At 65.9% G+C, this 23,269-nt stretch carries 15 protein-coding genes and 1 tRNA gene; 4 read left to right on the top strand and 12 right to left on the bottom strand.

Going from position 1 to position 23,269, the window contains the following annotated elements:
* Positions 1 to 32: 32 nt before the first annotated feature.
* From carB to AC1AYN_RS01725, 10 genes are all read right to left on the bottom strand, one after another.
* Positions 33 to 3,416, bottom strand: a complete 3,384-nt coding sequence (gene carB, locus AC1AYN_RS01770) for a carbamoyl-phosphate synthase large subunit (RefSeq protein WP_476531700.1) — start codon at positions 3,414 to 3,416, stop codon at positions 33 to 35.
* Between the two features lies 1 nt (position 3,417).
* Positions 3,418 to 4,638 carry a glutamine-hydrolyzing carbamoyl-phosphate synthase small subunit gene (carA, locus tag AC1AYN_RS01765; protein WP_476531699.1) on the bottom strand — a complete coding sequence of 407 codons (1,221 nt, stop codon included), beginning with the start codon at positions 4,636 to 4,638 and terminating at the stop codon, positions 3,418 to 3,420.
* A gap of 187 nt (positions 4,639 to 4,825) precedes the next feature.
* Complete coding sequence (gene nusB, locus AC1AYN_RS01760) at positions 4,826 to 5,239, bottom strand: transcription antitermination factor NusB (protein ID WP_101622084.1); 414 nt, start codon at positions 5,237 to 5,239, stop codon at positions 4,826 to 4,828.
* A gap of 76 nt (positions 5,240 to 5,315) precedes the next feature.
* On the bottom strand, positions 5,316 to 5,873 hold the full coding sequence (efp, locus tag AC1AYN_RS01755; protein WP_034526990.1) for an elongation factor P: 558 nt from the start codon (positions 5,871 to 5,873) through the stop codon (positions 5,316 to 5,318).
* A 418-nt stretch (positions 5,874 to 6,291) separates the two neighbouring features.
* Positions 6,292 to 6,651: an endonuclease domain-containing protein gene (locus AC1AYN_RS01750; protein ID WP_476531697.1), complete on the bottom strand. Its 360-nt coding sequence runs from the start codon at positions 6,649 to 6,651 to the stop codon at positions 6,292 to 6,294.
* A gap of 488 nt (positions 6,652 to 7,139) precedes the next feature.
* Positions 7,140 to 8,339, bottom strand: coding sequence for an elongation factor Tu (gene tuf / locus AC1AYN_RS01745; protein WP_034526986.1), 1,200 nt, complete (start codon positions 8,337 to 8,339; stop codon positions 7,140 to 7,142).
* A 139-nt stretch (positions 8,340 to 8,478) separates the two neighbouring features.
* The gene (fusA, locus tag AC1AYN_RS01740) at positions 8,479 to 10,602 is read right to left on the bottom strand and encodes an elongation factor G (RefSeq protein ID WP_476502011.1); all 2,124 of its coding nucleotides are present in this window, start codon (positions 10,600 to 10,602) and stop codon (positions 8,479 to 8,481) included.
* Positions 10,603 to 10,632: 30 nt separating this feature from the next.
* Positions 10,633 to 11,103: a 30S ribosomal protein S7 gene (gene rpsG / locus AC1AYN_RS01735; protein ID WP_034526982.1), complete on the bottom strand. Its 471-nt coding sequence runs from the start codon at positions 11,101 to 11,103 to the stop codon at positions 10,633 to 10,635.
* A 5-nt stretch (positions 11,104 to 11,108) separates the two neighbouring features.
* Positions 11,109 to 11,480 (bottom strand): 30S ribosomal protein S12, encoded by a 372-nt coding sequence (gene rpsL, locus AC1AYN_RS01730; protein ID WP_003825774.1) that lies wholly within the window; start codon positions 11,478 to 11,480, stop codon positions 11,109 to 11,111.
* Between the two features lie 493 nt (positions 11,481 to 11,973).
* Positions 11,974 to 12,049 (bottom strand) — tRNA-His (locus AC1AYN_RS01725).
* A 1,260-nt stretch (positions 12,050 to 13,309) separates the two neighbouring features.
* Here AC1AYN_RS01725 and AC1AYN_RS01720 point away from each other — a divergent pair.
* Positions 13,310 to 14,347, top strand: coding sequence for a threonine aldolase family protein (locus AC1AYN_RS01720; RefSeq protein ID WP_476531695.1), 1,038 nt, complete (start codon positions 13,310 to 13,312; stop codon positions 14,345 to 14,347).
* Between the two features lie 43 nt (positions 14,348 to 14,390).
* On the opposite strand, the gene AC1AYN_RS01715 is transcribed toward AC1AYN_RS01720, so the two are convergent.
* Both AC1AYN_RS01715 and AC1AYN_RS01710 read right to left on the bottom strand, forming a co-directional pair.
* Complete coding sequence (locus tag AC1AYN_RS01715) at positions 14,391 to 15,596, bottom strand: glycosyltransferase (RefSeq protein WP_476531693.1); 1,206 nt, start codon at positions 15,594 to 15,596, stop codon at positions 14,391 to 14,393.
* Positions 15,597 to 15,650: 54 nt separating this feature from the next.
* Entirely contained in the window at positions 15,651 to 16,868 is a 1,218-nt protein-coding gene (locus tag AC1AYN_RS01710) for a pyridoxal phosphate-dependent aminotransferase (protein WP_476531691.1), read from the bottom strand.
* A 192-nt stretch (positions 16,869 to 17,060) separates the two neighbouring features.
* On the opposite strand from AC1AYN_RS01710, the gene purT reads away from it, so the two are divergent.
* The 3 genes from purT to AC1AYN_RS01695 all read left to right on the top strand — a co-directional run bounded on the left by purT (position 17,061) and on the right by AC1AYN_RS01695 (position 23,243).
* Positions 17,061 to 18,380, top strand: coding sequence for a formate-dependent phosphoribosylglycinamide formyltransferase (gene purT / locus AC1AYN_RS01705; protein WP_476531689.1), 1,320 nt, complete (start codon positions 17,061 to 17,063; stop codon positions 18,378 to 18,380).
* A gap of 108 nt (positions 18,381 to 18,488) precedes the next feature.
* Entirely contained in the window at positions 18,489 to 19,241 is a 753-nt protein-coding gene (gene purC / locus AC1AYN_RS01700) for a phosphoribosylaminoimidazolesuccinocarboxamide synthase (RefSeq protein WP_476531687.1), read from the top strand.
* Between the two features lie 249 nt (positions 19,242 to 19,490).
* Complete coding sequence (locus AC1AYN_RS01695; protein WP_476531686.1) at positions 19,491 to 23,243, top strand: phosphoribosylformylglycinamidine synthase; 3,753 nt, start codon at positions 19,491 to 19,493, stop codon at positions 23,241 to 23,243.
* Positions 23,244 to 23,269: the final 26 nt, after the last annotated feature.

Here is a 23,269-nt window from a genome sequence, read left to right as displayed (position 1 = left end):
TCCCTTCCTTCGTGTGAGAGGAAATCCGTTGATCAGAAATCCTTGCTTTCCAACGCGAACAGCTGCTTGGAGTGCTCCTGGATGCTCATGATCTGGTAGTCGTTGCGCTTGACCGCTTCGATGGCCAGCAGCACCGCGGAGAACTCGGTGATGGTCGTGAACTGCGGCAGGTCGGCGGCGATGGCGGCGGCTCGAATCGAGTAACCGTCGGAGCGCGACCCGCGCGAGTTCGGCGTGTTGAGAATCATGTCGATCGCGCCGTCCTCGATGAGTTCGACGACGTTCTTGCCGATCGAGCCTTCGGCGTGCACGACCTTCACCGGCGCCTCCGGATCGGAGTCCACGCGGGTGGAGATCTTGTCGACGATCTTCGAGTCGATGCCGTAGCGGCGCAGCACGGAGGCGGTGCCCTCGGTCGCCCAGATCGTGAAGCCGAGCTCGACGAGGCGCACGGCCATGAGCGGCAGCTGGCGCTTGTCGGTGTCGTTCACGGAGATGAACACGTTGCCGTGGGTCGGCAGACCGCCCTCGTAGGCGGCGAGCTGGCTCTTGGCGAACGCGTGCGGGAAGTCGCGGTCGAAGCCCATGACCTCGCCGGTGGAGCGCATCTCCGGTCCGAGCAGGATGTCGACGGTCTTGCCGACGGGCGTGCGGAAGCGCTTGAACGGCAGGACGGACTCCTTGACCGCCACCTGCTGGCCGCGGTGCATGACGCCGCCGTCGCCCTTGGGCAGCAGCAGGCCGTTGGCGCGCTGGTCGGCGATGGTTTCGCCGGCCATGATGCGCGCGGCGGCCTTGGCCAGCGCCACGCCGGTCGCCTTGGAGGCGAACGGCACGGTGCGGGAGGCGCGCGGGTTGGCTTCGATGACATACAGCGTGTTCGCCATGAACGCGTACTGCACGTTGATCAGGCCCTTGACGTTGCAGCCCTTGGCGATGGCGTAGGTGCCCTCGCGCAGACGGCGGATCTGGTCGTCGGACAGCGTGGACGGCGGCAGCGTGCAGGCGGCGTCGCCGGAGTGCACGCCGGCCTCCTCGATGTGCTCCATGATGCCGCCGATGTACAGCTCCTCGCCGTCGAACAGCGCGTCGACGTCGATTTCGATGGCGTCCTGGAGGAACTTGTCGATGAGCAGCGGGGAGGGCAGGCGGCCGGAGACGACCGTGTCGGCCTGGGCCTCGGCGAGGGCACGGTTCACGTACTTCTCAAGCTGGGCGTTGTCGTAGACGATCTCCATGCCGCGGCCGCCGAGCACGTAGCTCGGGCGCACGAGCACCGGGTAGCCGATCGAATGGGCGGCCTCCTGGGCCTCCTCCAGCGACAGGGCGGTGCCGTAGCGCGGCGCGTTCATCTTCGCCTTCTTGAGCACCTCGCCGAACAGCTCGCGGTTCTCCGCGAGGTCGATGGCCTCCGGGGTGGTGCCGAGGATCGGCACGCCGGCGGCCTTGAGGCGCGCGGCGAGCGACAGCGGCGTCTGGCCGCCGAGCTGCACGATGACGCCCTTGACCGGGCCCATGCGCTTCTCGGCCTCGTAGATCTCGAGCACGTCCTCGAAGGTGAGCGGCTCGAAGTAGAGGCGGTCGGAGATGTCGTAGTCGGTGGAGACGGTCTCCGGGTTGCAGTTGACCATGATCGTGTCATAGTCCTTGCCGAGCTCCTGCACCGCGTGCACGCAGGTGTAGTCGAACTCGATGCCCTGGCCGATGCGGTTCGGGCCGGAGCCGAGGATGATCACGGCCTCGCGCTCGCGCGGCTTGACCTCGGACTCGTCCGCGTAGCAGGAGTAGTAGTACGGCGTGGCCGCGTCGAACTCGGCGGCGCAGGTGTCGACCGTCTTGTACACGGGCTTCAAGCCGTAGGTCCAGCGCAGCTCGCGGATCGTGTTCTCGCCCTCGTCGCCGAGGTTCCTCAGGTGCGCGATCTGCAGGTCGGACAGGCCGGCGAGCTTGGCGCGGCGCAGTAGCTTGCGCGTCAGCGTCTCGGCCTCGCGCACCGCCTGGGCGGTCTCGTTGATGAGCGTGAGCTGCTTGAGGAACCACGGATCGATCTTGGTGGCCGCGTACAGCTGCTCGATGGTGGCGCCGCCCCAGATGGCGCGCATGAGCTCGAGGTAGCGGTTCTCGGTGGGCGTGTGGATCGCCTTGAGCAGTTCGGCGACCTCGTCGGCCGTCGGCTTCGGGCCGTCCCAGTTGAAGCCCATGTGGCGCTTGTCGATGGAGCGCATCGCCTTGCCGAGGGACTCCTGGAAGTTGCCGGCCAGGGCCATGGCCTCGCCGACGGACTTCATCGACGTGGTGAGCGTCGGATCGGCGCCCGGGAACTTCTCGAACGCGAAGCGCGGCACCTTGGTGACCACGTAGTCGATGGTCGGCTCGAAGGAGGCCGGCGTGGACTGGGTGATGTCGTTGCGGATCTCGTCGAGCGTGTAGCCGAGGGCCAGCTTGGTCGCGATCTTCGCGATCGGGAAGCCGGTGGCCTTCGAGGCGAGCGCGGAGGAACGGGAGACGCGCGGGTTCATCTCGATGACGATGATGCGGCCGGTCTTGGGGTGGATGGCGAACTGGATGTTGCAGCCGCCGGTGTCGACTCCCACGCCGCGGATGATGGCGATGCCGATGTCGCGCAGCTTCTGGTACTCGCGGTCGGTCAGGGTGAAGCACGGGGCCACGGTGATGGAGTCGCCGGTGTGCACGCCGACCGGGTCGACGTTCTCGATCGGGCAGACGACCACGACGTTGTCGTTGCGGTCGCGCATGAGCTCGAGCTCGAACTCCTTCCAGCCTTCGATGCCCTCCTCGATGAGCACCTCGTCGGTCGGCGAGTAGTGGATGCCGGCGCCGGCGATGCGGTGCAGCTCCTCCTCGTCGTGCGCGATGCCGGAGCCGAGGCCGCCCATCGTGAAGCTCGGGCGGACGACCAGCGGGTAGCCGAACTCGTCGGCGATGCGGTCCACTTCGGCGAGCGTGTGGGCGATGCGGGAGCGCGCGGATTCGGCGCCCGCCTCGTCGACGACCTTCTTGAACAGCTCGCGGTCCTCGCCGCGGTCGATGGCGTCGAGGGACGCGCCGATCAGCTCGACGTCGTACTTCTTGAGCACGCCGGCCTCGCCGAGCGCCATCGCGGCGTTGAGCGCGGTCTGGCCGCCGAGGGTCGGCAGCAGCGCGTCGGGGCGTTCCTTGGCGATGATCTGCTCGAGGATCGGCGTGGCGATCGGCTCGATGTAGGTGGCGTCGGCCATCTCGGGGTCGGTCATGATGGTGGCCGGGTTCGAGTTGACGAGGATGACGCGGATGCCTTCCTCCTTGAGGACGCGGCATGCCTGGGTGCCCGAGTAATCGAACTCCGCGGCCTGACCGATCACGATCGGGCCGGAGCCGATGACCATCACGGATTTGATGTCGGTGCGCTTCGGCATATCACTTACCTTCCTTGGAGACGGCGCGGGAATCGCGCGGATTGTTCTTCATGAGATCGCAGAATCGGTCGAACAGGTACGCGGCGTCGTGCGGGCCCGCGGCGGCCTCCGGGTGGTACTGCACGGAGAACGCGGGGATGTCGACGCACTGCAGGCCTTCGACCACGTCGTCGTTGAGATCGATGTGGCTGACGAACACCTTGCCGTACTTGCCGTTCTCGAACGGGGCGTCGACGGTCTCGCCGATCGGCGCGTCGACGGCAAAGCCGTGGTTGTGGGCGGTGACCTCCACCTTGCCGGTGGTGAGGTCCTTGACCGGCTGGTTGATGCCGCGGTGGCCGAACTTCAGCTTGTACGTGCCGAAGCCGAGCGCGCGGCCGAGCAGCTGGTTGCCGAAGCAGATGCCGAAGAACGGGTAGCCGGCGTCGAGGACCTTGCGCAGCAGCTCGACCTCCGGGCCGGCCTGCTCCGGGTCGCCCGGGCCGTTGGAGAAGAAGACGCCGTCCGGGTTGAGGGCGGTCAGCTCCTCGAACGTGATGGTGGAGGGCACGACGTGCACGCGGCAGCCGCGCTCGGCCATGCGGTGCGGGGTCATCGCCTTGATGCCGAGGTCGACGGCGGCCACGGTGTACAGCGGCTCCTTGCCTTCGAATTCGCCGCACGGCTCGATGGTGTACGCCTCCTTGGTGGAGACCTCGTCGTACAGGCTCAGACCCTGCATCTGCGGGGTGGCCTTGACCGCGTCGAGCAGCTCGTCGATGGTCTTGAGGCGGCCGCCCTCGCCGAGGAGCGCGTCGCCGGAGAAGATGCCGGCGCGCATCACGCCTGCGGAGCGCAGGTGGCGCACCAGCTTGCGGGTGTCGATGTCGGCAAGGCCGACGATGCCGTTGGCTTCGAGATCGCCGTCGAGGCTGCCCTCGGCGCGCCAGTTGCTCACGTTCGGGGAGGGCTCGCGCACGATGTAGCCGGCCACCCAGATGCGGGAGGATTCCGGATCCTCGTGGTTGACGCCCGTGTCGCCGATGTGCGGGAAGGTCTGCACGACGATCTGACGGTCGTAGCTCGGATCGGTGAGCGTCTCCTGGTATCCGGTCATGCCGGTGGCGAACACAATCTCACCCGTGGTCGCGCCATGGGCCCCGTAGGGTTCACCCACATACACCTGCCCATCCTCCAGCACAAGGACCGCATCGTCCTTGCCATAGTTCGCGATCTCGCTCACCAAAACCCCCTTTTCGTTCTCGGGTCGTCCGTATTCAAGGTTATCGGCCCGCGCCGACGCACACGCGCAGGACACACGCGCATGTCGCCGTTCGCGGCCGTTCTGTTCTCGTGCCGGTTGGTCGCGCCCGGCCCACGCTCTCATAAAAACGCCTCCCGTGTTGCGGGGAGGCGTTCAAAAAGAAATATCAGTCCAACGGCTTTTCCTTGGCCGTGCAGATCGCGGACAGCAGTCCGTGGATGAATGCGGGGGAATCCCCGTCGCACAGCGTCTTCGCGAGGGACAGCGCTTCGTCGATGGCGACCTTGTCGGGCACGTCATCGTTGAAGAGGATCTCCCAGGCGGCGATACGCAGGATGTTGCGGTCGATCACGCCCATACGGCGGACCTTCCACCCGGTGGAGTGCTCGTCCAGGGTGGAGTCGATCTCGTGCTGGTGCTCGGCCACGCCCTTGACGATCTCGATGGCGTATTCGGGCAGCGGCGTCTGCGCGCCGGGCGTCTCGATGCGCTCGTCGAGCAGGGACAGGATGTCCTGATCCTTCTCGTCCGCCTCATACAACGTGTTCAGAGCCCTCTTACGGGCGGTGGAACGTGCCATGCAGCTCTTTCGTCCTTCGTGTCGTCGGTTTACCGGTTGGAACTGGTGCGATCGGTGTGATCAGCGGGTGTGCGGATCAGTTCTCGCGGCCCAGGTAGGAGCCGTCGGTGGTGTTGACCTTGACCTTCTCGCCCTCGTTGATGAACAGCGGGACCTGGATCTCGGCGCCGGTCTCCACAGTGGCGGGCTTGGTGCCCGCGTTGGAGCGGTTGCCCTGCAGGCCCGGCTCGGTGTGGGTGATGGTCAGGACGACGGAGGCCGGCAGTTCGACGCTCAGCGGGGTCTCGTCGTGGAAGGACACGATGCAGTCGGTGCCTTCGAGCAGGAACTTGGTGTCGACGATGGACTTCGGCACGTAGACCTGGTCGTAGGTGGTCATGTCCATGAAGACCAAGTTGTCGCCGTCCTCGTAGGAGTACTGGAGGTTGCGGTTGTCGACGGTCTCGAATTCCATCTTCATGCCCGCGTTGAAGGTCTTGTCGACGATCTTGCCGGAGAGCACGTTCTTGATGGTGGTGCGCACGAAGGCGGGGCCCTTGCCCGGCTTGACGTGCTGGAACTTGAGGACGGTCCACAGCTGGCCGTCCAGGTTCAGGACGGAACCGTTCTTGATGTCATTGGTAGTCTGTGCCACGATGTCTCACCTATTTCTAGTGTCGAGGGCTTACCCAAAATTTGCCTTCGCTATTATGCCACCACCCCCCTACCGCGCCACACCGGCACATCGGACTCGCAAAGCGAGGCGTTTTCTCGTTCCGCTGGCGAAACGGACTCGCTACGCGAGACAGCGTTTTCTTGCTCCCGCTGGCGGGAGCTGTCAGCCGTAGGCTGACTGAGGGTGGTTGTCGCTTAGGTTGGTGGTGGACCACCCCCAGTCGGCTTCGCCGACAGCCCCCGCCAGCGGGGGCAAGAGTACTATCCGGCTGCGCCGGTCCGTTTCCTCGCCAGCGGGAGCAAGGAAATCGCCTCGCTACGCGAGACAATGTTTCTGCCCCGCCGGCGGGGGCTGTCCGCGAAGCGGACCGGGGGCGGTCAACACAGCCGGAAACGCGTCACATCGGCAAACGTTCTCGCACGTTTCTGTCGATGTCCGCACAGACCGCGCCGAAATGGCGGTCGACATCGAGGTTCGAGTAACGGAGCATATGGAGTCCAAGACCATTGAGTTCCGAGGTCCGATGTCGGTCGGCCAGCCGTTGCTCCTCCGTGTAATGTCCTCCACCGTCAAGCTCGACGATGAGCCTGGCTTTGTCGCAGTAGAAATCGACGATGTAGTCGAGTATCGGCTTCTGCCGTTGCCAGCGGAACGGATACGTGCGGAGATAATCGGACCAGAGTCTGCGTTCCCACGGGGTCGCGTTGGCGCGTAGCCGTCGTGCGAGAGCCACATTGGCTTTGTTATAGGGAAGCATGTTTCCCAGTGTAGGCGCGTGGAAAAGGAGCGAGTCCCGTGTGCCCGCTGGCGAAAAGCGCCACAGTCTCGCAAACCGAGTCCACGCCCCAGCGTGCCACAATGCAGTCTCGCAAACCGAGTCCATTCCCCGCTGAGTAAAACGACACAGTCTCGCGAAGCAAGTCCGTTTCCCGCTCCCGCTGGCGGGAGCTGTCAGCCGAAGGCTGACTGAGGGTGGTCCACCTTCCAGCTAAACCTTCCAGCTAAACCTTCCAACTAAGCCGGAAACCACCCCCAGTCGGCTTCGCCGACAGCCCCCGCCAGCGGGGGCAAAGACAATGCGGCCTCGCGAAGCGAGTCCGTTCCTGCTCCCGCTGGCGGGAGCTGGCTCGCGAAGCGAGACTGAGGGTGGTCAATGCCCGGATATGAAAGAACCCCGGAACCGATTGGGTTCCGGGGTTCTTTAGTACGCTAGTTCAAGCGTGTCGAAGATCTCTCTGATGGGAATCAGGCGAGGATCTTGGTGACACGGCCCGAGCCGACGGTGTGGCCACCCTCACGCACGGCGAAGGTCAGGCCCTCCTCCATAGCGATCGGCTGGATCAGCTCGACGGTGAAGGTCGCGTGATCGCCCGGCTGGACCATCTCGACGCCTTCCGGCAGCTCGATGACGCCGGTGACGTCGGTGGTGCGGAAGTAGAACTGCGGACGGTAGTTGGAGAAGAACGGCGAGTGACGGCCACCCTCATCCTTAGTCAGGACGTAGACCTCACCCTCGAACTTGGTGTGCGGGGTGACGGAGCCCGGAGCAGCCACGACCTGGCCACGCTCGACGTCCGTACGGCCGAGGCCACGGAGGAGCAGACCGGTGTTGTCGCCAGCCTCGCAGGAGTCCATCGTCTTGTGGAAGGTCTCGATGGAGGTGACGGTGGTGTTCTGGGTCGGGCGGATGCCGACGATCTCGACCGGGGTGTTGACGGCCAGCTGGCCACGCTCAACACGGCCGGTGACGACGGTACCACGGCCGGAGATGGTGAAGACGTCCTCGATTGGCATCAGGAACGGCTTGTCGAGGTCGTGGACCGGGGTCGGGATGTACTCGTCGACGGCGTCCATGAGCTTCTTGATCTGCTCGACCCACTTCTCGTGGTCCGGAGCGTCGTCGTGCAGCGCGCCGTAGGCGGAGACGTGGATGACCGGGCAGTCACGATCGAAGCCGTTCTCGTCGAGGAGGTCACGGACCTCTTCCTCGACGAGCTCGATGAGCTCCTCATCGTCGACCATGTCGCACTTGTTCAGGGCGACCAGAATCTTCGGGACGCCGACCTGACGGGCGAGCAGGACGTGCTCGCGGGTCTGGGCCATCGGGCCGTCGGTGGCGGCCACAACGAGGATGGCGCCATCCATCTGGGCGGCACCGGTGATCATGTTCTTCACGAAGTCGGCGTGGCCCGGGCAGTCCACGTGAGCGTAGTGACGCTTCGCGGTCTGGTACTCGATGTGGGCGATGTTGATGGTGATACCGCGGGCGGCCTCTTCCGGAGCGGAATCGATCTGGTTGAAGTCGTACTCCGGGTTGACATCCGGGTACTCCTCGTGCAGAACCTTGGAGATGGCCGCGGTCAGGGTCGTCTTGCCGTGATCGACGTGGCCGATGGTGCCGATGTTAACGTGCGGCTTAGTACGCTCGTACTTTTCCTTTGCCATTACTTTGTCCTCCTGGACGTTTCGTAGGTTTACTGGGTTTCTGGGTTTCGTGCCACATTGAAGGAGCCAGAACCCAGTCAGCGGTACACGATATTACCGCTGACTGGAGACGTGGCGCAAATCAACGTAGCTACGCGTGTCACTCGCCGCGCTGGGCCTTGATGATCTCGTCGGAGACGCTCTTCGGCACCTCGGCGTAGGAGTCCATCTGCATGGTGAACATGGCGCGGCCCTGGGTCTTCGAGCGGAGGTCGCCGATGTAGCCGAACATCTCGGACAGCGGGACCTTGGCGTCGATGACCTTGACGCCGGTGGCGTCGGTCATGGACTGGATGTTGCCACGGCGCTGGTTGAGATCGCCGATGACTTCGCCCATGTAGTCCTCCGGGGTACGGACCTCCACGGCCATGATCGGCTCGAGGATGACCGGCTTCGCCTTCGGGGCGGCTTCCTTGAAGCACATGGAGCCCGCGAGCTTGAAGGCCATTTCGGAGGAATCGACCGGGTGCATCTGGCCGTCGGTGACGGTGGCCTTGACGCCCACGACCGGGAAGCCGGCGAGAATACCGGATTCCATGGCCTCCTTGACGCCGGCCTCGATGGACGGGATGAACTCCTGGGAGATGTGGCCGCCGGTGACGGCGTTCTCGAACTCGAAGGTCTTGCCCTCGGTGGTCTCGAGCGGCTCGAAGTTCATCAGGACCTTCGCGAACTGGCCGGAACCACCGGTCTGCTTCTTGTGCGTGTAGCCCTGGTCCATGACGGCCTTGCGGATGGTCTCGCGGTAGGCGACCTGCGGCTTGCCCTGGGTGCACTCGACCTTGAACTCGCGACGCATACGGTCGACGATGATGTCGAGCTGGAGCTCGCCCATGCCGGCGATCAGGGTCTGGCCGGACTCCTCGTCCGTGGTGACCTGGAACGTCGGATCCTCTTCGGCCAGCTTGGCGAGGGCGATGCCCATCTTCTCCTGGTCGGCCTTGGTCTTCGGCTCGACGGCGACCTGGATCACCGGATCCGGGAAGGTCATCGAGTTGAGGGAGATCGGAGCGTCCATGGCGCACAGGGTGTCGCCGGTGGTGACGTTCTTCAGGCCCACGAAGGTGTAGATGTTGCCGGCGTCGGCCACGTCGACCGGGTTCTCCTTGTCGGCGTGCATCTGGAAGATCTTGCCGACGCGCTCCTTCTTGCCGCGCGTGGAGTCGAGCACGTTGTCGCCCGGCTTGACGGAGCCGGAGTAGACGCGCACGAACACGAGCTTGCCGTAGAACGGGTGGGTGGAGATCTTGAAGACGAGGGCCGCGAACGGATCGGACTTGGTCGGCTTGCGGTCGATCTCGACGGACTCGTCGCCGGGCTCGAAGCCCTTGATGGCCGGCACGTCCTCCGGGGACGGCAGGAAGTCGACGACGCCGTCCAGCATCGGCTGAACGCCCTTGTCCTTGAAGGCGGAACCGCAGAAGACCGGGAAGGCCTTCTTCTCGATGGTGAGCTGGCGGACGCCCGCGCGGATGTCCTCCTTGGACAGCTCGCCGTCCTCGAAGAACTTGTTCATCAGGTCGTCGTTCGCCTCGGCGGCGGCCTCGACCAGCTGCTCGTGGTACTCGGCGGCCTTGTCCTTCAGGTCGTCCGGAATCTCGGTGGTGTCGTACTTGGCACCGAGGCTGTCGGTGCCGTTCCACACGTAGGCCACCATCTCGACCAGGTCGACGACGCCGGTGAAGTCGTTCTCGGCGCCGATCGGCAGCTGCATGACGATCGGGGTCGCGCCCAGCTTCTCCTTGATGGTGTCGACGGAGTAGTAGAAGTTCGCGCCGAGCTTATCCATCTTGTTGATGAAGCAGATGCGCGGCACGCCGTACTTGTCGGCCTGACGCCACACGGTCTCGGACTGCGGCTCCACACCCTCCTTGCCGTCGAAGACGGCGACGGCACCATCGAGCACGCGCAGGGAGCGCTCCACCTCGGCCGTGAAGTCCACGTGGCCCGGGGTGTCGATGATGTTGATCTGGAACTTTTCCTTGGTGTCGTGGGACTGACGGCTCCAGAAGCAGGTGGTGGCGGCCGACTGAATCGTGATGCCGCGCTCCTGCTCCTGCGCCATGAAGTCCATCGTCGAGGCGCCATCGTGGGTCTCACCGATCTTGTAGTTCTTACCGGTGTAGTACAGGATGCGCTCGGTGGTGGTGGTCTTACCGGCATCGATGTGGGCCATGATGCCGATGTTGCGGACGAAATGAAGGTCCGAAAGCTCTGCAGCCATCTTTATCCTTAGTCTTCCTCAGGCGAGTGATTACCAGCGGTAGTGGGCGAAGGCCTTGTTGGCCTCTGCCATCTTATGAGTATCCTCGCGACGCTTGACAGAAGCGCCGAGGCCGTTGGAGGCGTCCAGGATCTCGTTGGCGAGACGCTCGGCCATGGTCTTCTCGCGACGGGCGCGGGAGAAGTCAGTCAGCCAGCGCAGGCACAGCGTGTTGGCGCGGTTCGGCTTGACCTCGACCGGCACCTGGTAGGTGGCGCCGCCGACTCGGCGGGAACGCACCTCGAGGGACGGGCGGATGTTGTCCAGCGCGCGCTTGAGGACGGCGACCGGCTCCTGGTCGGTCTTCTCCTTGACCATGTCGAGCGCGGAGTAGACGATGTCCTCGGCGATGGACTTCTTGCCGTCCAGGAGGATCTTGTTGATCAGCTGCGCGACGACGGTCGAACCGTAGATCGGATCGGGCAGCACGACGTGCTTCTTAGCGGGTCCTTTACGTGACATATCTCTTACTTCGCCTTCTTTGCTCCGTACAGGGAACGACCCTGCTTGCGGTCCTTGACACCCTGGGTATCGAGCGCGCCACGCACGATGTGGTAACGCACACCCGGCAGATCCTTCACACGGCCGCCGCGCACGAGCACGATGGAGTGCTCCTGCAGGTTGTGGCCCTCGCCCGGGATGTAGGCGGTGACTTCGATGCCGGAGGACAGACGGACACGGGCGACCTTACGAAGCGCCGAGTTCGGCTTCTTCGGGGTGGTGGTGTAGACACGGGTGCACACGCCGCGACGCAGCGGGCTGCCCTTGAGCGCCAAAGTCTTCGACTTCTTCGGCTTCGGCGAACGTCCCTTGCGGACGAGCTGTTCGATAGTAGGCAACTTGAATTCTCCGATTCAGTGTTTTTCTTGGTTCCGTGAGGCCCGCAGCACCGTGAGCCACACTCCCCCGAGCATCCGGAACCCCGTTCCGAATCGGAAAGTCAGCCACTGTCCACCGGCCCGATGGCCCGTTCCTCTCTCGCCGCCGCATTGCTGCGCGCGATCCATGCGATTCACGGGATATCCCAGCGCCGTACTCCTGTCACATAAGGCGTACCGCTGGCACACACGAATATCCATATTACGAACCGCCCGGACAACGACACGCCAGACTCTCACCCACGCCCCTCCTCAACCCCGGCCCCAACCTCGCTTCCACCCCGCCACACTCCAATTCCAACCCCATCATCCCCATGGTGCGGCAACACAATTTCTCCACATCGGCGAGAATCCGCCGTTTTCGCCTACCGCACCATGAGGGTTTTACCGCACCATGGGATGAAACGACGGGAGGGGATACGAAAAGACCCCGAGATTACCCCCGGGGTCTTGGTGGGGTGGCTAACGTGGCTCGAACACGCGACCTTCTGAACCACAATCAGATGCTCTACCAACTGAGCTATAGCCACCATTGTTCTCGACCCGCTCTCGCCGGTCGGCAACGAGTGAATACAATACAGGAGTTTCCGCCGTTGTCCAACTACGGCGTGTCGCGCCTGTTTCCAAGGATTGAGGGCATATATACCCCAAGAGCACGATGCAGGAAAGCACGCAACTATTCGCGAAATCGTGGAATCCCACGCCGCATCGCCCATTTCGTCCCCTCTGCACCACACCTCCGCTCCTCGCGCGCGGACGGCTGCAGGCCCGACTCGCCGCGTTGGGCGCGCCCGCGACCTCCGCTCCTCGCGCGCGGACGGCTGATCACGGGTGGTTACGCGTTGGCGAAGTTCTGACCTCCGCTCTTCGCGCTCGGACAGCCGCCGATGCATGTCTGCGCGGTGGGGCGGGTGACGCCTCCGTTCCACGCACGCGGACGGCCGCACGTAGGCGGCGCGCCCGCCCGCCACTCCACCACGCCCCCACCGGTTCCACCGTCGGTCCCTTCGTTTCACAAGTACGGCCGCCCGCGCCGCAGCAAAACCCACGCCCGGCAAACCCTGCATCCCACGTCGCCTTTGCGAACCGTCATCGCCCCACCCAATCGCTCGCATACGCACATGAGAACGGTCACATTGTTCGCTTGTGTTCATTTCAACATAGCCCGTCACCCTTACTGCCGATTGGCTTTCCGGCGTGTTGAAGCGTGCAGCATGTTCGGTTTTTGGTATACTTACCAGTGAAGGCCGGAGTTTAAGATCGGCCGGGAATCCGGCAGGTCGCAACGAAGCGCAGAAAGCCGTAAGGCCGCAGGCGCAACGCCTTCGAGATAACTGAACAGCGATCGATGGTGAATTCACCGAGGTGCGGCAAGGCAACACGGCGCAGGCGCCGGGCCGCGAAAGAAACACGTGTACTGGTTGTTTGTGGTTCATCATTGCAAGGAGGCCGCGCAAGGCGGCGCGGCGAAAGCAGCAAAGCGTACCATCGCCTCCTTCCCCATCAGATGGCCCCCGGAACTTCTTCCCTTCGGTTCCGGGGGCCATCTTCTTGTGCGCGGGACACGAGGCCTCGCACGCCCCCCCCCCTCGGCCCCGCTTCGCGGAACAGCTCCCGCCGGCGGGAGCGAAGAGGTACGGATACGCTCGGTCATGCAGACCACCCTCAGTCAGCCGTAGGCTGACAGCTCCCGCCAGCGGGAGCGCAAACTCCATGCGGGAGCGGAAACTCCATGCGGGAGCGAGAAACCGGACTCCGCGCGGGAGCGGCCGGCCACTACACTGGTCGTCATGCTTTCCTTCGAGAACGATTACTCTCGCGCGGCACACCCGGCGGTGCTTGACGCGATCGCCCGCATCAACGAGAACCTCTACCCCGGCTACGGCATGGATCCGATCTGCGAGCGCGCCAAGGCGAAGATCCGCGAGGCGTGCGCCCTGCCGGAGGCGGACATCCGATTCCTGGTCGGCGGCACGCAGGCCAATCAGATCGTCATCGACGCGGTCACGCCGCCGTACGCGGGCGTCGTCGCCGTCGCATCCGGCCATCCGAACGTGCATGAGGCGGGCGCCATCGAATACTCCGGTCACAAGGTGCTCACGCTTCCCCATCACGACGGGAAGATGGACGCGGCCGAACTCGACGAGTACTGCGCGACCTTCTACGCGGACGGCAATCACGAGCACATGGTCTTCCCCGGATGCGTCTACGTCTCCATGTCGACCGAATACGGCACCGTCTACTCGAAGGCGGAACTCGAGGCCATCGCCGACGTCGCGCACCGTTACGACATGCCGTTGTTCGTCGACGGCGCGCGTCTCGGCTACGGCCTCACGGCGACCGGCTGCGATATGACGCTGCCCGACCTCGCCCGCATCGCCGACGTCTTCTACATAGGCGGTACGAAGGTCGGCGCGATGTTCGGCGAGGCGGTCGTGTTCGCGAACCGCGACGAACGTTCCGCCGCACCGCGTCATTTCCTCACCGAGATCAAGCAGCATGGCGCCCTGCTCGCGAAGGGCTTCCTGCTGGGTGCGCAGTTCGAAGCGCTGTTCACCGACGACCTCTACTTCCGCATCGCCCGCAACGCGAACGCGCAGGCGGACCGCATCCGCGCCGCGCTGCGCGACAAGGGCTACACGTTGACGTTCGAGGCGCCGACGAACCAGATCTTCGTCACGCTCGACCAGCCGACCATCGACCGTCTGGAACGCGACGTGCGTCTCGGCTTCATGGAGAAGGCGGACGAGACGCACACGGTGATGCGCATCTGCACGAGCTGGTCCACCACGGACGAGGAGACGGACCGGCTCATCGCCCTGCTGTAGCGATCCCTGCTGTAGCGGTCCCCGCTACAACGGCCCCGTCGTGTCATGCCTCCGCCGTGGCGATCGCCTCGCGTTCCATGTCGACGAACCGGTGGACGGACGCCTCCACCGAATAATGCTCGCGCGTGTGCTCGGCGTAGACCGCGCCCCAGCGCGCGAGCTCGTCCGGATGATCAATCCACCAGTCGATGCGGCGCGCGAGCATCGCCGCGTCGCGCACCGGGAACAGCGAGGCGTCGGTCAGCGCGAACTGGCTCGCCGCGGACAGTTCGGACGCGGCGATGACCGGCACGAGGCCGCACGCCATCGCCTCGATGACGCTCACCGATTCGATGTCGGCGATCGAACAGTGCACGAACAGGTCGCACGAGCGCAGCAGCGCCGGCATGTCGACGTTGCGGTGGAAGCCGATGTCCGCCTTGCGCTTGAGGCGACGGTTCGCGCGGAACGTGAGATACCGTTTGAGCGGACCGGTGCCGGCGATGACCAACTGGACGTCGCTCGCATGCCGGCTCATCGAGATCGCCTTGATGAGCGTGATCTGGTCCTTCTCGTGTGCGAGGCGGCCGGACGCGACGACGCGGAACGGCACGTGCGCGGGCGCGTCCGGATCGAACGGCTCGCGCGCGGTGAACCGTGGCGCGTAGCCGTTCGAGATCACGTGCATCGTCCCCTTGTACCCGTGTTCGCGCAGCAGGCTCGCGGTCATCTCGGTGGGCGTGTGGATGTGGTCGACGCGCTTGTACAGCCACTGGCGGAACAGCCAGTAGAGGAACCGCTCCATGCCGGGGATGTAGCGCAATGGTCCGGCGGAGTAGAGCACGTTCTCCGGCTGCAGGTGGAATCCGGCGGTCACGGGGATGCCCATCCGACGGGCGACCTTCGCGGCGTGCCGGCCGAATTTGAACGGCATGTAGATGTGGACGACGTCGACGCCTTGGAACGCGGTGCGGAACAGCGTGTCGCTCGGCTCGGCGAACTGCATCTGCTGCTTGGCGGCCACCCAGGAGACGAGCGGCACCTTGTTGACGCGCGCCGGATAGTCGGGCGAGCCGACGCCGACGAGACGCACGTGATGCCCCTGCCGTTCCAGTTCGGCGGCCCATTGCAACGCCGAATTCGACGTGCCGTTGCCCTGGTTGCCGACCGTGTCGACCACCAATGCGATGGTCAGCGGACGGTCGATGTCCTCCTCGACGATCGGCGTCTGCCGGATCTCCTCATCATGCTCCGATTCCTGTTCACGCATTGCTCCAGTCTATGACCGCACGCGACTGGGCACGGGCCGTGCGCCGCAGCGATGCTATACCAGCGCGCGCGTGATGCGCGACACCGCCTGATAGAGGTCGCGTTCCGGCTTCAGCAGGCTGAACCGTACGAATCCGTCCGACGCGGGACCGAAGCACGATCCGGGCATGACGGCCACGCCCGCATGTTCGATGAGCCATGCGGTGAACGCGTCCGACGTGCCGTAGTCATCCGGCACACGCGCCCACAGGAACAGTCCTCCGCGCGGCGGCGCCACGTCGAGCCCCGCCTCGCGCAATCCGTCGGCGAGCACCTGCGCGCGATGCCCGTAGCTTGTGCCGAGCGCCGCCACGGAACGCAGGTCGCCGCTCAGCGCGACCGCACCGGCCTGCTGCACGACGCTGGGTGCGAGCACGGCGGTCTGCTGGTGGACGGCCTTCGATGCGGCGAGAATCGCGGCGTTGCCGGCGATCCAGCCGCCGCGCCACCCGGCGACCATGAACATCTTGGACAGCGATCCGAGTTCGACGGCCACGTCAAGCGCGCCCGGCGTGGCGAGGATGCTGGGCGACGGCGCGTCGCCGAACTCGATGCCCGCGTAGGCGAAATCGTTCATCACCGCGAACCGGTGCTCGTGCGCGAGCGCGACGACGCGCCCGTAGAATTCCGGCGTCGCGACGGCGCCGGTGGGATTGTTCGGATAGTTGAGGATCAGCAGCGTCGCCTCGTCCCACAGCTTCGGGTCGACGGCGTCGAGGTCCGGCAGGTAGCCGTGCGCCGGGTCCGCGGGAATCGTGACGAACCGGCCCTTGGCGACGGCGGTGGAGCCCTCGTACTGCGGATAGTACGGGTCGACGGCCACGACCGTGTCGCCTTCGTCGATGAGCGCCTCGATGACGGTGGAGATGCCCACCGACGCGCCGGCGGTGGCGAGCAGGTGCGCGCGCGGGTCGAGCGCCACGCCGTAGCGTCCGTGATACCAGTGCGCGATTGCGTCGAGATAGGCGGGGACGCCGTCGAACGCGGGATAGCGGAACAGGGACGGGTCGTGCGCGGCGTGGGCGAGCGCGTCCTGCATGAACGCGGGCGGCGCGCCGTCCGGATTGCCTTTGGACAGGTCGATGACGTCATGCCCGGCACGGATTGCGGCGGCGGTGCGCGCGTCGGCCTGGGCGAACGGGTTCGGCGGGAGCGCCGCCGCCCTGCGTGAAATCAGATCCGCGATCGGATCGACGGACTGACTGGCTGCGGGCGACGGATTCCCTTCCCCCATCTCCAACTCCCTTTCTTCCCCTTCAGGAAACGTTGGCCCGATCGTTTATTCCCAACCGATCGGTGATACTCAAGGTACGCCGCGGATCGGCACGCGACAACGGCGTGTCTATACGCGGTATTTATGGACGGTTATCAACGCGTGCCGGCATGCCGGCGCGCCTCATCGGGTGGCGATGGGAGAATGTGACGCATGACCGATAGCGTGAACACCGTCAACACCGTCAACACCGTCAATGGTTCCCCTTCCTCGTCCCACTCCCCCGTCTCCGGCCGCGTGCTGGGCACGCCGCTGGGCGCGCGGCCGACGCGCGTGCTGTTCCTCGGCTCGGGCGAGCTCGGCAAGGAGGTGACGATCGAGCTCATGCGCCTCGGCGCATGGGTGTGCGCCGCCGACTCGTATGCGGGCGCACCCGCCCAGCAGGTGGCGCATGAGGCCCGCGTGCTCGACATGGCGGACGCCTCCCAGCTGCGCGCCCTGTTCGACGAGGTGAAGCCGGACATCGTCGTGCCCGAGGTGGAGGCGATCGCCACGTCCGAGCTGGCGGATGCGGCCGCCCGCGGCGTGCAGGTGGTGCCGAGCGCCGAGATCGCCGCGATCTGCATGGACCGTGAGCGTCTGCGCGTCATCGCGCACGAGGAGCTGGGACTGCCGACCACGCCCTACCGGTTCGCGGGCTCGCTGGAGGAGCTGCGCGCGGGCGCCGACGAGGTCGGCTATCCGTGCGTCGTCAAGCCGGTGATGAGCTCGTCCGGTCACGGCCAGTCGGTCGTGCGCGAGGCGGACGCGATCGACGCCGCGTGGACGGAGGCGCAGGAGGGCCGTCGCGCCGCCGGCGAGGGCGACGTGTCGCGCGTGATCGTCGAGGCGCTGGCGCCGCTCGACTACGAGCTGACCGTGCTGACGGTCTCGTCGAGCGCGGGCATCGTGACGTGCGCGCCGATCGGGCAGCGTCAGGAGTCCGGCGACTACCGCGAATCGTGGCAGCCGGCCGCGGCGACGGATGATGTGCTCGTCGAGGCGGGCCGCATCGCGCGCGCCGCCGTCGAGGGCCTCGTCGCGAAGGCGAAGGCGAGCGGCGAGACCGGCTGGGGCGTGTTCGGCGTGGAATTGTTCGTGCTGACCGACGGCTCCGTCCTGTTCAACGAGGTCTCGCCGCGTCCGCACGACACGGGCATGGTGACGATGGCTTCGCAGCGGCTCAGCGAGTTCGCGCTGCACGCGCGCGCGATCCTCGGCCTGCCGGTCACGGAGGGCCACGTGGCGCTCGCGATGCCGGAGGGCGCGGTGGCCGCCAGCCATGCGATCGTGGTCGCCGGCGACGGCGAGGCGGAGTTCTCCGGGCTCGACCGCGCGCTCGCCGAGCCGGGCACCGACCTGCGCGTCTTCGCCAAGCCGGAGGTGCACGGCCATCGCCGCATGGCCGTCGCGCTGGCGATCGGCGGTTCCGAGGCCGACGCGCGCGCCAAGGCGGGCCGCGTCGCCGACGCGCTGACCATCGAAGTGCGCTGACCATCGAGGTCGCCGGCCATCCGCCGCGGTCGTGTGTTGCATGTAGCCGGCGATTGGTACCCTTTTACCGTTAGTTCACCCAGATATTCCACTCCTGAAAGGCGAGTAATGGAGAAACTGGAAATGCTCTACAAGGGCAAGGCCAAGAAGATGTACGCAACCGACGACCCCGACGTGCTGTGGGTCGAATACATGAATCAGGCGACCGCCGGCAACGGCGCGAAGAAGGCCCAGATCGAAGGCAAGGCCAACCTGAACAACCACATCACCTCCGTCATCTTCGACCTGCTCAAGGCGCGCGGCGTGGAAAGCCACTTCATCAAGCGTCTGTCCGACACCGAGCAGCTGGTGAAGAAGATGGACATGTACCCGCTCGAGATCATCATGCGCAACACCGCGGCCGGCTCCTTCGCCAAGCGCTACGGCGTCGAGGAGGGCACTCCGCTCAAGAAGCCGATCCTCGAGTTCTGCCTCAAGTCCGATGAGCTGGGCGACCCGTTCATCAACGACGACGGCATCGTGGCCCTGGGCCTCGCCTCCGAGGAGGAGCTGGCCGAGATCTCCCGCATCGCCCGCGCCGTGAACGACGGCCTCAAGGACATCTTCTCCAAGATCGACGTGCAGCTCGTCGACTTCAAGATCGAAGAGGGCAAGACCTCCGACGGCACCATCCTGCTCGCCGACGAGATCACCCCGGACACCTGCCGCCTGTGGGACCTCAAGGACAAGTCCGGCAAGATCGAGCACCTCGACAAGGACCTCTTCCGCCGCGACCTGGGCAACATCATCCCCGCGTACGAGGAGATCTACGGCCGTCTCGTCAAGCTGGCCGAGGCCGAAGGCATCGAGCGCGCCGAGTGACGTTCCGGCTCCCGCCGAAGGGAGCTGTCAGCCTGAGGCTGGCTGAGGGTGGTCGAACGGGAAACCGCTTCGCGGACCGGAACCACCCCCAGTCCGCTTCGCGGACAGCCCCCGCCAGCGGGGGCCGCATTCATTTCGCCGGAGCCTTCGCGGCACCTCCATCGGCGCATCTCCCCGGGCCACGGCCTGCACCCCGCGCCCAAGGCCCCGTCCAGTACTTCGAAGAAGCCCAATAACGAAAGGACCCTCATGGTTTTCCGCGTGTACGTGGAGAAGAAGCCCGGCTTCGACGTCGAGGCTCAGCAGCTTGCAGGCGAGCTGAAGACCATCCTCGGCATCGCCGGTCTGAAATCCGTGCGCATCGTGAACCGCTACGACGTGGAGGGCATCAGCGCCGAGCTGTTCGCCCAGGCCACGCCCACCGTGTTCAGCGAGCCGCAGGTCGACGACGTCACCAACGATCTGCCCGACTTCGGCGCGGCGAAGGTGGTCGCCACCGAGTTCCTGCCCGGCCAGTTCGACCAGCGCGCCGACTCCGCCAGCGAATGCATCCAGCTCATCTCGCAGGGCGAGCGCCCCACCGTGCGCTCCGCCAAGCTGTACGCCCTCGAAGGCGACCTGACCGAGGCCGACGTCGAAGCGATCAAGCGCTACGTCATCAACCCGGTCGAGGCGCGCGAGGCGTCCCTCGACGTCAAGGAGACGCTGAAGACCGCCGTGCCGACGCCCGGCAAGGTCGAGGTCATCGCCGGATTCAACGAGATGGACGCCGAGGCCGGCCAGAGGTTCATCGACGAGCGCGGCCTCGCCATGGACCTCGCGGATCTCGAGTTCTGCCAGAAGTACTTCGCCGAGGCGGGCCGCGAGCCCACGATCACCGAGATCAAGGTCATCGACACCTACTGGTCCGACCACTGCCGCCACACGACGTTCGGCACGATTCTCACCGACGTCGCCATCGACGACGAGGTCGTCAAGGCCGCGTTCGAGCGCTACCTCGAACTGCGCCACGAGCTCGGCCGCGACTCCAAGCCCCTGTGCCTGATGGACATGGGCACGATCGGCGCGAAGTGGCTCAAGAAGAACGGCATCCTCACCGGCCTCGACGAGAGCGAGGAGATCAACGCCTGCACCGTCAAGGTGAAGGTGGACGTCGACGGCGAACAGCAGGACTGGCTGTTCCTGTTCAAGAACGAGACCCACAACCACCCGACCGAGATCGAGCCGTTCGGCGGCGCCGCCACCTGCATCGGCGGCTGCATCCGCGACCCCCTGTCGGGCCGCTCCTACGTGTACCAGGCGATGCGCGTGACCGGCGCCGCCGACCCGACCGTGCCGGTCTCCGAGACGCTCGAGGGCAAGCTCCCCCAGCGCAAGCTCGTGACCACCGCGGCCGCCGGCTACTCGTCCTACGGCAACCAGATCGGCCTCGCCACCGGTCAGGTCGACGAAATCTACCACCCGGGCTACGTGGCCAAGCGCATGGAGGTGGGCGCGGTCGTGGCCGCCACCCCGGCCGACCACGTGCGCCGCGAGACCCCGGCCCCCGGCGACAAGATCATCCTGCTGGGCGGACGCACCGGACGCGACGGCATCGGCGGCGCGACGGGCGCCTCCAAGGCCCACAACGTCGAATCGCTGGAACTCGACGGCGCCGAGGTGCAGAAGGGCAACGCGCCGGTCGAGCGCAAGCTGCAGCGCCTGTTCCGCCGCGGCGACGCGTGCCGTCTCATCAAGCGCTGCAACGACTTCGGCGCGGGCGGCGTGTCCGTGGCGGTCGGCGAGCTGGCCGACGGCCTGTACGTGGACCTCAACACCGTCCCGAAGAAGTACGAGGGCCTCGACGGCACCGAGCTGGCGATCTCCGAATCGCAGGAGCGCATGGCCGTCGACGTGGCCGCGGAGGACGTCGACGAGTTCCTCGGCTACGCGCGCGAGGAGAACCTCGAGGCGACGGTGATCGCCACCGTGACCGAGGACCCGCGCATGGTGATGACCTGGAACGGCGACGAGATCGTGAACCTCACCCGCGAGTTCCTCGCCTCCAACGGCGCGCCGAAGCATCAGGCCGTGCACATCGAGGCGCAGCAGGCGTACGAGGTGCCGTCCGCGTGGACGACCGGCACGCTGGCCGAGCGCATGCACGCCCTCGTCACCGACCTCAACGTGGCCTCCAACAAGGGCCTGTCAGAGCGCTTCGACTCGACGATCGGCGCGGGCACCGTGCTCATGCCGTTCGGCGGCGTCAGGCAGCTCACCCCGAACGAGGCGATGGTCGCCAAGCTCCCCGTGTTCGGCGAGACCACCACCGCCTCCGCGATGGCCTGGGGCTTCAACCCGTACATCATGGAGAAGAACCAGTTCACCGGCGCGTACCTGTCCGTCGTCGAATCGCTCGCCAAGCTGGTCGCCGCCGGCTTCGAGCATGAGAAGGCGTACCTGAGCTTCCAGGAGTACTTCGAGAAGCTGCGCGACGAGCCGGAACGCTGGGGCAAGCCGATGGCCGCCGTGCTCGGCGCCCTGATGGCGCAGATCGACCTCGGCGCCGGCGCGATCGGCGGCAAGGACTCCATGTCCGGCTCGTTCGAGGACCTCGACGTGCCGCCGACCCTGATCTCCTTCGCCGTGGCCGTGGGCAACATGAAGCGCGCCACCTCCCCCGAGTTCAAGGGCGCCGGCCACCGCATCGTGCGCATCGCGCCGCGCTACCTGGCCGACGGCCTCACGCCGGACAAGGACGCGCTGCTCGACGCGTTCGGCCTGGTTGAGGAGCTCACCGACTTCGGCACCGCGCTGGCCGTGTCCACGCCGGGCTACGGCGGCACCGCCGAGGCGCTGTTCAAGATGACCGTGGGCAACGGCATCGGCGTGGCTCTGAACGACGGCATCGCGCTCGACGACCTGTTCAAGCCGGCGTACGGCTCGTTCATCGTCGAGCTCAAGGACAACGAGAAAATCCCGGCCGTCTCCAACCTGGTCGAGGTCGGCGAGATCGGCGTGACCACCGAGGCCTACGAGTTCACGGCCGCCGGCGAGACGCTCGACCTCGCGGGCACGCAGGACGCGTGGGAGGGCGGCATCGAATCCGTGTTCCCGTACCGTTCCCGCGGCGCGGAGAAGACGGAGACCGTCGAGACAATCGACTTCCACGCGGCCGAGGCCGGCGTGAAGAAGACCGTGTACGTGGGTTCCGGCGTGGCGCGCCCGCGCGTCATCATCCCCGTGTTCCCGGGCAACAACTGCGAGTACGATTCGGCCGCCGCGTTCGAACGCGCGGGCGCCGAGGCGCACACGCTGATCGTCAACAACCTCACGCCGGCCGCGGTGGCCGAGTCCACCGCCAAGCTGGTCGAGGAGATCGGCAAGAGCCAGATCGTGATGATCCCGGGCGGCTTCTCGGGCGGCGACGAGCCGGACGGCTCCGCCAAGTTCATCACCGCGTTCTTCCGCGCCCCCGCCGTCACCGAGGCGGTGCGCGACCTGCTGAAGAACCGCGACGGCCTGATGCTCGGCATCTGCAACGGCTTCCAGGCGCTCATCAAGCTGGGTCTGGTGCCGTTCGGCGACATCGTCGACATGGACGCCACCTGCCCGACGCTGACGTTCAACACGATCGGCCGCCACCAGAGCCGTCTCGTGCGCACGCGCGTCGCCTCCGACCTGTCCCCGTGGCTCGCCCGGACGCAGGTCGGCGACGTGCATACGGTCGCCATCTCCCACGGCGAAGGCCGTTTCGTCGCCTCCGACGAGACGCTGGCGCGCCTCAAGACCAACGGCCAGATCGCCACGCAGTACGTGAGCGAGGCGGGCGTGCCCGGCATGGACCTGGACGTCAACCCGAACGGCTCGATGCTCGCCATCGAGGGCATCACCAGCCCGGACGGCCGCGTTTTCGGCAAGATGGGCCACTCGGAGCGTTCCGGCAACGGCCTGTACGTGAACGTGCCCGGCGACAAGTACCAGCCGATCTTCGAGGCCGGCGTCGACTACTTCGCCGCCTGATCCGGTAGACCGGTAAGAGCGAGGGG

Source organism: Bifidobacterium sp. LH_413 (assembly GCF_056357015.1).
The sequence above is the reverse complement of the archived record's forward strand: the minus strand, read 5'-3'. Positions and strand labels throughout refer to the sequence as shown.

What these genes read in the sequence shown, in the direction of transcription:
- AC1AYN_RS01710 (WP_476531691.1), bottom strand. Translation starts at nt 16,868, where the DNA reads ATGGGGGAAGGGAATCCGTCGCCCGCAGCCAGTCAGTCCGTCGATCCG.
- nusB (WP_101622084.1), bottom strand. Translation starts at nt 5,239, where the DNA reads ATGGCACGTTCCACCGCCCGTAAGAGGGCTCTGAACACGTTGTATGAG.
- AC1AYN_RS01715 (WP_476531693.1), bottom strand. Translation starts at nt 15,596, where the DNA reads ATGCGTGAACAGGAATCGGAGCATGATGAGGAGATCCGGCAGACGCCG.
- fusA (WP_476502011.1), bottom strand. Translation starts at nt 10,602, where the DNA reads ATGGCTGCAGAGCTTTCGGACCTTCATTTCGTCCGCAACATCGGCATC.
- purT (WP_476531689.1), top strand. Translation starts at nt 17,061, where the DNA reads ATGACCGATAGCGTGAACACCGTCAACACCGTCAACACCGTCAATGGT.
- rpsG (WP_034526982.1), bottom strand. Translation starts at nt 11,103, where the DNA reads ATGTCACGTAAAGGACCCGCTAAGAAGCACGTCGTGCTGCCCGATCCG.
- AC1AYN_RS01720 (WP_476531695.1), top strand. Translation starts at nt 13,310, where the DNA reads ATGCTTTCCTTCGAGAACGATTACTCTCGCGCGGCACACCCGGCGGTG.
- carB (WP_476531700.1), bottom strand. Translation starts at nt 3,416, where the DNA reads ATGCCGAAGCGCACCGACATCAAATCCGTGATGGTCATCGGCTCCGGC.
- AC1AYN_RS01695 (WP_476531686.1), top strand. Translation starts at nt 19,491, where the DNA reads ATGGTTTTCCGCGTGTACGTGGAGAAGAAGCCCGGCTTCGACGTCGAG.
- tuf (WP_034526986.1), bottom strand. Translation starts at nt 8,339, where the DNA reads ATGGCAAAGGAAAAGTACGAGCGTACTAAGCCGCACGTTAACATCGGC.
- AC1AYN_RS01750 (WP_476531697.1), bottom strand. Translation starts at nt 6,651, where the DNA reads ATGCTTCCCTATAACAAAGCCAATGTGGCTCTCGCACGACGGCTACGC.
- purC (WP_476531687.1), top strand. Translation starts at nt 18,489, where the DNA reads ATGGAGAAACTGGAAATGCTCTACAAGGGCAAGGCCAAGAAGATGTAC.